Source organism: Streptomyces sp. NPDC058877 (assembly GCF_042742855.1).
In the GTDB taxonomy this organism is placed as follows: Bacteria; Actinomycetota; Actinomycetes; order Streptomycetales; family Streptomycetaceae; genus Streptomyces.
Window position 1 is genome coordinate 42693 of the sequence record NZ_JBHYMF010000035.1, and the last position, 8301, is coordinate 50993.

The window sequence follows — 8301 nt, forward strand, 5'->3', positions numbered from 1 at the left end:
GTGGACCGCCGCGAAACCGCCGCCCTGCTGGCCTACATCGGCCGACTCGACCCCCGCACCATCCGCACCGACCCGGGCGAGGCCCGCGACCAGCTCGCCCAGTGGCACGAGCTGCTCGGCGACGTGCCGATGGCCACTCCGCACGGCTGGGACGCCCGCGTCGCCGCCCGCCAGCACATCCGCACCTCGCCGTATCAGATCCTGCCCGCGGACGTGGCCCGTCCCTGGGAGAGCTACCGGCGCGACCGCCTGTCCCGGCACTCCGACCCCACGCCTTCCGTCGACCCGGACGACCAGGCCGCCTGGACCGCCGAGCTGATCGGTGCCCGCCGCGCCGTCGCCACCGGTCTCGCGCAGCCCGCGCAGGCCCGGGCGATCACGAGCGGTCGCGACGGGATCGAGCCGGCGCTGAAGGCGCGGCTGCAGGAGATCGGCTCCTGTATACCGCCCGCCGCCCGAGCAGCCCTCGCGCCCTACCGGCCCGCCCGAGCCGCACGCGAGGCCGCTGTCGCACAGGGACTGCCCGATCCTCTCGGCGTCCGGTGCAGCTGGTGCCTGGCGCAGCCCGGTGAGCCCTGCCGTCGGCGCCGGGTCGGTCCGGACAGCGGCGTGCGGGGAATCGCCCCGCGTGCCACCCCGCACCCCGGCCGGATCGACCTCGCCGCCGCCCAGCAGGCGCAACAGCCGGCCATGGCCTGACCGGCGTACATGACTGGCGCACCCCGCTCCCTACGCCACCGGCCACCACCGTCCTTCCTCGGCTACGGCGCACGCTCCCGCGCCGCACCCGACTCCGCGCCCGCCGGGCACCGCCCTGGCCCGCAGACGCGGCAGCACATCGGAGAACCCCTTGCGCAACATCACCACCCACGACGCGCCGGCCTCCGGCCTGCGCGGCATCGCAGACACCAGCTGGCACACCCGTGGGGCGTGCCACGGCATGGACGTCGAGGACGCCGACGCCGTGTTCTTCCCACTCCCCCGGGACCACGAGGCCATCGCCGAGGCGAAGGAGCTGTGCGGCTGGTGCCCGGTGAGCGGCGACTGCCTCAACTACGCCCTGGAGAACATCCTCAAAGAGGGCATCTGGGGCGGACTCACCGAAGCAGAGCGCCGCCCGTGGCACGACGGGCTGCCCAAGCGCCTCGACTACCGGCGCATAACTGGATTCTTCCTGGGCCGCGACGTCCACCTGACCGAGGCCGAGCGCCAGGTCGTCATCGACCACGCCTACGTCCGCGGCTGGCGACCCGCCCGGCTCGCCGCCGGCCTGCAGATCAGCCCCAAGCACGCCCGTGACCTCCTCCGGCAATCGGCCAACAAGGTCCTCGACCGCGACCGCACCTACGATGTGCCCCGCCCCAAGAAGAAGCGGAAGAAGACCGCTCCGGCAGTAGGCAGCCCTGTATCCGCCAAGCCCGGCACCCGGCGGCCGGTGCCCCGCCAGGCAGCGCCGACCGTGACGTCCGCCTCTTTCGGAAAGGCCGCATGACCCACCCCGTCCTGTCCCTGGGGGCCCCTTTGGACTTCCCGCTCCTGCTCGTCGCCGGCGTCCCCGCCGCCTTCGCCCTGGTGCTGATCACCTGGACGATCCGGCGCCGGGGAAGCCGCCCGCGAAAGCGCCTCGGCGGCCCGGCGGTCAAGGTCGCCGCCCTCGCTGCCCTGGGCTGCACCGCCTACAGCGCCGACACGAGCTGGCGCTTCGCGGCCGACTACCTCAACATGGCCGGCACCGCCGAGCGCGCCGGCATGTTCGCCGCCGCGGAACTGGCCCTGTTCGCGACCGCGCTCATGGCACGCCAGAACCTGGCCACCCAGGGCGCCCCCGGCCTGCCCGGCACCCTGGTCTGGGTGATCACCGGGGTGCAGGTGATCCCCGCCTATGCCGAGAGCGGTCCCATCGGCGGTACCGTCCGGGCCTTCGTCGGCCCGGTCATGGCGGCCATGCTGTGGCACCTCGCCATGGGCATCGAGCTGCGTCTTCACACCCCCGGCGCCGCCTCAAACGGGGTGCTCGCCGTCCTGAGCCGAGAGGCACGCGAGCGGCTGCTGTCTCGGCTGGGCGTCGCCGCTCGGGACCGCGACGCCGCGCAGATCACCCGGGACCGGGCCACCTCCCGCGCAGTCGCTCTCGCTGCCCGTCTCGCCGAGCGCACCCCAGAGCAGCAGGCCAGCCGTCGCGGCCGGCGGCTGACCCGGCGTCTGTCGAAGGCGATCGACAGGGCCTCGGTGGGTACCGACCCCCTCCAACGCGCACAGCTGCTCGACCAGCTCGCCGCTCGGCGACACGCGCTCGCGCTCGCCACGGTCCCGCTTCCTTCTCCCTGGTCCGCTGTGGACAGCGGCACGGCGGCAGCGACGGTCCCCGCACAGCCAGCATCGAATGCGTCGGTCTGTGGCCACGGTCCCGACGAGCCGGTCCGGGACCGAGGACCGAAGACTTCTCGGGGACCGGTCCCCTGCAACGCGGACCGGGACGTCAAACCCGGGGCGAGGACCGCGGGCGGCGAAACGGAAACACTCGCGGGGACCGAGCCGTCCGAAGACGGCGCGGTCCCGAGGACCGAATCCGCCGGTCCCGATGCCCCAGCACGAGAAGCTGCAGCTCAGGACCCAGATTCTCACCGGGGACCGAGCCCTTCGGAGTGCGGGACCGACACCGCCGAGGACCGAGGACCGACCACCCCCCGGTCCGGGACCGACACCACCCAGGACCGAGGACCGACCACCCCCCGGTCCGGGACCGACACCACCCAGGACCGAGGACACAAGGTCCCACTCCGTCGGAAGCCGACCCGGAAGTCCCGGACCAAGGTGAAGGAGAAGCGGGCCCGGACCCGCCTCCAGCAGTCGCAGCCCCCGGCACGTGAGCTGGGCGAGTCCGAGCGCCAGCTCGTCCACGAAGTGCGCCCCCATGTCCCTGCCTTGCTCGAACGCGACGGCAACGGAGCCATCACCCGAGTGCAGCTGCGCGAGATCATCCGCCGCCAGGGCCTGACGGGGGTCGGGAACGACCGGCTCGGCCTGGTCTTGCAGGAGCTGCGCACCGAAGACGTCACCACGACAAGGAGCACCGTCCGATGAAGACCTGCCACTACTTCACCCGCATGCGTACGCAGTTCGAGCGGGAGATCGGCTTCATGCTCGCCCATTCCAAGCGGCACGAGGGCAGTCCGGCGGCGAAGTCCAGCGCGAAGCAGGCCGCATCGGCGAAGCAGCGGATGGCCCGGGCCCTCAGCGGTCATGTCGGGCGCTGCCCCGAGTGCGGTTGAGCCTGCAAAGACGCAGCTCAACGCCCCTATCCGCCATGGGTGGCCCGGCCTCGCGCCGGGCCACCGCCCCGCTTATGGAGGTACGCCGTGATTCCGCCTTCTCCTCGGTCATCCGAGCCCACGGTCGCCGAGGCCGGCGCCTGGGCGGACGTCCTGGTCCGTCGGCGGCTCGTGCACGCCGCTGCTCTCGTGCCCACCGGCCAGTGGCTCGTCCAGGGCCGTCCCGACGGCCCGGTCCGCGTCCTTGCGGGACCGGCCGACGTCCTCGGACTGGCCGCCGCCATCCAGCTCCACATCCGTTCCACGAGGCCCGAATCCCGATGACGTACCCGATCCAGAACGGCACCACCCCGGAACCTGCTCGCGACCACAACTCGGTCTCGGGGCGAGCAAGTTGGGGCGGAAGTAGTACTTCCGCCAAGCCCGCCCCTGAAGGGGCGGGAGAGGACCTGCACCGGGGGGCGCAGGTCCTGGAGGCTTCGACCGAGGGCGGATCGAAGCCTGAGGGGGAACGCAAGTCGAATCGTGAGCCTCGCGAGCGTTCTGCCCGTCAGCGTCCACGTCAGCCGCCCGAGAAGAAGCGCCGTCACCTGCGTACAACCCGCTTCAACGACGCCGAGTGCGCTCTGATCGTTTCCGCCGCCGCCCAGTGCAACCTGACCGTCGGCGGCTTCCTCGCTCGTGCCGCGCTCGCCGCGGCCCGAGATCTCGATCGAACGGACGCAGAGATCGCCACCGAGCGCGATGTCCTGACCGCGCTGTTCGACAGCCGGCGCAAGCTCGGCTGGGCCGGCAGCAACCTGAACCAGATGACGAAGGCCCTCAATACCGGTGCCGATGCCACCATCCCTCAGCTGGAGGCAAGCCTCGCGGCCGTACGGCGGGCCGCCGACGCCGTGCACGCCGCCGCGACCGCCGTCCTCGAACAGCGGCAGGCAACATGATCCCCAGCGTCAACAACCCCGGCGACCGGACCATCGGCCTGCTCGCCTACCTCTACGGCCCCGGCAAGCACGAGGAGCACATCGACCCGCATCTCGTCGCCTCCTTCGACGGCATGGCCCCCGACCCCGGTCGCGACCCGAACGCCACGCTGAAGGCCCTCCAGCAGCTCCTGGACCAACCCGTCCAAGCCCTCCCCAGGCACGCCCGCCCGGCCAAGCACGTGTGGCACACCTCCGTACGCGCAGACCCCGGCGACCGGACGCTGTCGGACGAGGAATGGGCCGGTATCGCCCGCCGGATCGTCGCCGCCACCGGCATCGACCCCGGCGACGGACAGCCCGGCTGCCGCTGGGCCGCCGTGCGGCACGCAGACGACCACATCCACATCGTGGCCACGCTCGTGGCCGAGGACGGCCGACGCCCCGACGACTTCCGCTCGGGCACCCGCGCCCAGGCCGAAGCCCGGCTCATCGAGAAGGAACTCGGCCTTCACGAGGTCGCGCCCGGGGACGGCACCGCCGCTCAGCGGCCCACCAGCGCCGAACGCCACAAGGCCGAGCGTCAGGGCCGTGAGCGCACCGCCCGCGAAGAACTCCGTGAGACGGTGCGGCGGGCGGTGGCCGGGGCGAGTAGCGAGGAGGAGTTCTTCGACCGGCTCGCCGACGCCGGCCTGCTGATCCGCAAGCGCGCCGCGCCCTCCGGGGACCTCCTCGGGTACAAGGTCGCGCTGCCCGACGACCGGAACAAGGACGGCGAGCCGGTGTTCTACCCCGGTGCCCGCCTCGCCCCCGACCTCTCACTGCCCCGTATCCGGGAGCGCTGGTCCGGCGACGCCCAGGACGCCGCCGCTCCCCGACGCGAGGACGCGGCTCCTTCGGGGTCGAGCACCCCGGCTAGCGCCCGTCGCCGGGCGGCATCGGCCGCGTGGCAGGCCGTGCTCGTCATCGAGCACGGTGACGACGCGGTCGCAGCCGCCCACATCGCCGCGGCCGGCGAGATCCTGGACGCCCTCGCGAAGACGTCTGCCGCTCACACCCGCAGCGAACTGCGTGACGCCGCCACCGCGTTCGAACGGGCCTCACGCTCGCACGTCCGCGCCGTGCGAGGGCACGACCGCGCCCTGCGCCAGGCCGCCCGCGACCTCGTCCACGGCGGTCCGGCCCTCGGCCGCGGCGAGGACGGAGCCACCACCGCCATGGCCATCGACATGCTGTTCTTCCTGATCACCACCGCCGCCCACTGGCACGCGAAGAAGGGCCACGCGCAGCAGGCCGTCGCCGCCGCGCGGGCCGCCGAGCACCTGCGCTCCGCCTACCAGGCCGCCGCCGCCCACCCCCTGGGCGTGCTCTACCAGCGAGGCCGGCGCCTGAACCGGCCCCTGCTCCAGCGACAGACGGTCGTGCTACGCGAGGCACTGCCCGCCCTGGCCGAGCAGATCCTCGCCGAACCCGGCTGGTACGCCTTGGCCGCGACCATCGCGGACGCCGAAGCCGCCGGCCACGACCCGGCCGCCCTGCTGTCCAACGCGGTCGAGCGCCGCGAACTCGACACCGCGGAGTCAGTGAGCGACGTGCTGGTCTGGCGGATGCGGCGGATGGCCGATCTGCCCGCCGACGCCTCGGACCTGCCCGCGTACGGCACAACAGACGGCTCGTCCCCCACGAGCCGGGCGGCATCCCGACCCTCTGCCCCTGGCCGGCGTCGCAGCGCGGAGGGCACCGCCGGAAAGACCCGGTGAACCCTCCAGCACATGCCGTACCGCCGTGCCAGCACACCGCCAGCAACAGGGCCACCGCCGCCTCCAGGCCACTGGAGACTTTGTGAATTGAACCTCCCGGCGGCGTGGGGCACGATCATGACGCGAGAAGGACGAGGCAGAGGAGGACGTCAGGATGTTTCACCGGATACGCCGCCGGGCGGCGGAGCCCAGCGAGGCGCAGCGCCGATTCTTCGAGATGTCGGCGCGGCTGCAGGACCAGGTCCCGCCGGGCATCGGGGGGCCGCCGACCGAGCCCGAGCCCGCTGAGCAGGCCGCCCCGATGGACGACTTCCTTCCGCCGGACCTGCGGGTGCCCAGCCACGACCAGCTCGACGGCAGGATGATGCCCTGGAAGCAGCCGCTCGTCCTCGACGACGAGATGGTCGCCTGCACCGAGTGCGGCGCGTACCGGAACTGGCTCGTCCTGTCCACCCGCGATCAGATCTGGCTGCGCTGCCCGGCGGGCCACCAGCAGCAGGAGAACCGCCTCGACACCGCCTGGTACAACCGGAGTGCCGGGCCCGCAGACGCGACGCATGCCACGTTCGAGGACTGCCTGCGCCACCTCGGCCACTGACCCCCACCCCTACAACCCCACCGGGCCCACGGGCCCGCACTGACCACCCGTCGCCTAGCACCAAGGGGTCAGTTCCGTCATGCGCGTTCGCGTCGCCACCACCGCCCTCGGCATCACCGCCGCTCTTCTCGCCGTGTCCGCGTGCTCCAGCACCACCGCCGACACGAAGTCCGACACCCCCTCCTCCGTCCCCTCCGAGAAGCCGGCCCTCTCCGACCGCAACGCCGCTCTGCTGTCTTCGGACATCCTGGAGAGGCGCCTGCTCGACGAGAGCGATCTCGGTGGCGGCTACGTGCACAAGCCGGAGCGCGCCGCCCAGCACGACGACATCACCGTCGTCGGCTGCCCGGCCCTGAGCAAGCTGGGCGGCGACGCGGCGACCGGCGGCACGCTCGCCTTCCCGCGCAAGGCGAAGGCCGCCTTCACCTACGCCGACGGCTCCTCCGAACTCTCGGAGGAGCTGTACAGCGACAGCGCGAACAAGCTGTCCGACGGCATAAGCCGGATCTCCGACGCCATGACCGGCTGCCCGAGCTATCAGGTCGTCGCGGGTGGGACCCCGATCGACGTCTCCACGCGGAAGCTGCCCGCGCCCCACGGTCTCGGTGACGAGCAGTGGAGCCAGCTCCTGACGTTCACCGCCGGAGGACGGAGCACCGTGGTGAAGCAGACCGCGATCCGTGACGGCAGTCTGCTGTTGATCGTCTCGGGCTCGCCGGCACTGGTCGACCGCCACCTCGGCACGGCCCTCGCCAAGGCCACAGCGACCACCTGACCGGCACTAACCCACGGACGCCCCCGACCTGCTCGTCGGGGGCATCCTCGCGTTGATCAACACGCTCAACAGCACATGCCGCCGGGACCAGCACCAGGACCAGCCCTGACCGGGCGGCGCCTGGGCACGGGGCGCGAGCAGCAAGAAGCCCGGCCCTCCCATAGGGAGAAGCCGGGCTGTGCGCGTCGCGCGAGAAGGTGGCCGCCAGGCGTTAAATGGCTGGCGCGCGAAGGATGAGCTGTACTGAGATTTGTGGAGTCCCTGATGCCAGGGTTACGGTCCTGGCGAAGGAGATCCACCAGCACCATGGCAGCACCCCGTAAATATCCGGACGAACTGCGCGAGCGCGCGATCCGCGAGGTCCGCACCACCGGCCGCCCGATCGCGCACGTCGCGAAGGACCTGGGCATCCACAAGGAGGCCCTGCGAGGCTGGGTCCGCCAGGCCGAGGCCGACCGCGGCGAGCGGGACGACCGGCTCACCACCGCCGAGCTGGACGAGCTCAAGCAACTCCGTAAAGAAGTAGCGGAGTTGCGGCGGGCGAACGAGATCCTGAAAGCCGCCTCGGTGTTTTTTGCCCAGGAGATCGACCGTCCCCGGACGAGGCCGAGCAGGTGATCGACCACCTGCGCGAGAGGGGCCTTGGGGTCGATCCCGTCTGCCGGGTGCTGGAGCTGTCGCCGTCGACGTATTTCGCCCGCAAGAAGCGGCCGAAGTCGGCCCGACGGCTCCGGGACGAGCAGCTCATGCCGCTGATCGAAGAGGTCCACACGGAATCGGGCGGCACCTACGGCGCCCGCCGTATCACCCGCGCGCTTCGGCGCAAGGGCCACGGGGTGGCCCGCTGCACCGTCGAGCGGCTGATGGCCGAGCTGGGCCTGGAGGGCGTCATCCGTGGCCGGCGGCGCCGGACCACGATTCCGGAACCGTCGGCGCCGCGTCCGCCGGACCTGGTCGACCGCGACTTCACCGC

General features: G+C 72.2%; 11 protein-coding genes. All 11 read left to right on the forward strand.

The window, feature by feature from the left end; genetic code table 11:
• A complete protein-coding gene (locus ACFW2Y_RS11435; RefSeq protein ID WP_384876609.1) occupies nt 1-699 on the forward strand; it encodes a hypothetical protein in 699 nt (232 codons plus the stop codon).
• Nucleotides 700-850: 151 nt separating this feature from the next.
• Nucleotides 851-1492 (forward strand): WhiB family transcriptional regulator, encoded by a 642-nt coding sequence (locus ACFW2Y_RS11440; RefSeq protein WP_384876610.1) that lies wholly within the window; start codon nt 851-853, stop codon nt 1490-1492.
• Nucleotides 1489-3084, forward strand: coding sequence for a hypothetical protein (locus ACFW2Y_RS11445; RefSeq protein ID WP_384876612.1), 1596 nt, complete (start codon nt 1489-1491; stop codon nt 3082-3084). Before ACFW2Y_RS11440 ends, ACFW2Y_RS11445 begins: the two co-directional genes overlap by 4 nt.
• Nucleotides 3081-3272: a hypothetical protein gene (locus ACFW2Y_RS11450; protein WP_384876614.1), complete on the forward strand. Its 192-nt coding sequence runs from the start codon at nt 3081-3083 to the stop codon at nt 3270-3272. Before ACFW2Y_RS11445 ends, ACFW2Y_RS11450 begins: the two co-directional genes overlap by 4 nt.
• An 87-nt stretch (nt 3273-3359) precedes the next feature.
• Complete coding sequence (locus ACFW2Y_RS11455) at nt 3360-3596, forward strand: hypothetical protein (protein WP_384876616.1); 237 nt, start codon at nt 3360-3362, stop codon at nt 3594-3596.
• Nucleotides 3593-4216 carry a hypothetical protein gene (locus ACFW2Y_RS11460; protein ID WP_384876618.1) on the forward strand — a complete coding sequence of 208 codons (624 nt, stop codon included), beginning with the start codon at nt 3593-3595 and terminating at the stop codon, nt 4214-4216. Before ACFW2Y_RS11455 ends, ACFW2Y_RS11460 begins: the two co-directional genes overlap by 4 nt.
• On the forward strand, nt 4213-5955 hold the full coding sequence (locus tag ACFW2Y_RS11465; RefSeq protein WP_384876620.1) for a relaxase/mobilization nuclease domain-containing protein: 1743 nt from the start codon (nt 4213-4215) through the stop codon (nt 5953-5955). Before ACFW2Y_RS11460 ends, ACFW2Y_RS11465 begins: the two co-directional genes overlap by 4 nt.
• Before the next feature lie 154 nt (nt 5956-6109).
• A complete protein-coding gene (locus ACFW2Y_RS11470; RefSeq protein ID WP_384876622.1) occupies nt 6110-6553 on the forward strand; it encodes a hypothetical protein in 444 nt (147 codons plus the stop codon).
• Between the two features lie 79 nt (nt 6554-6632).
• A complete protein-coding gene (locus ACFW2Y_RS11475; protein ID WP_384876624.1) occupies nt 6633-7328 on the forward strand; it encodes a hypothetical protein in 696 nt (231 codons plus the stop codon).
• 306 nt (nt 7329-7634) lie between these two features.
• Complete coding sequence (locus tag ACFW2Y_RS11480; protein WP_073772159.1) at nt 7635-7946, forward strand: transposase; 312 nt, start codon at nt 7635-7637, stop codon at nt 7944-7946.
• On the forward strand, nt 7943-8301 hold a 359-nt coding region (locus tag ACFW2Y_RS11485; RefSeq protein WP_384876626.1), incomplete at its 3' end, for an IS3 family transposase. The genes ACFW2Y_RS11480 and ACFW2Y_RS11485, both read left to right, overlap by 4 nt.

Coding starts and splice junctions, on each gene's coding strand:
- ACFW2Y_RS11475 (WP_384876624.1), top strand. CDS start 6,633: ATGCGCGTTCGCGTCGCCACCACCGCCCTCGGCATCACCGCCGCTCTT.
- ACFW2Y_RS11470 (WP_384876622.1), top strand. CDS start 6,110: ATGTTTCACCGGATACGCCGCCGGGCGGCGGAGCCCAGCGAGGCGCAG.
- ACFW2Y_RS11450 (WP_384876614.1), top strand. CDS start 3,081: ATGAAGACCTGCCACTACTTCACCCGCATGCGTACGCAGTTCGAGCGG.
- ACFW2Y_RS11480 (WP_073772159.1), top strand. CDS start 7,635: ATGGCAGCACCCCGTAAATATCCGGACGAACTGCGCGAGCGCGCGATC.
- ACFW2Y_RS11460 (WP_384876618.1), top strand. CDS start 3,593: ATGACGTACCCGATCCAGAACGGCACCACCCCGGAACCTGCTCGCGAC.
- ACFW2Y_RS11445 (WP_384876612.1), top strand. CDS start 1,489: ATGACCCACCCCGTCCTGTCCCTGGGGGCCCCTTTGGACTTCCCGCTC.
- ACFW2Y_RS11465 (WP_384876620.1), top strand. CDS start 4,213: ATGATCCCCAGCGTCAACAACCCCGGCGACCGGACCATCGGCCTGCTC.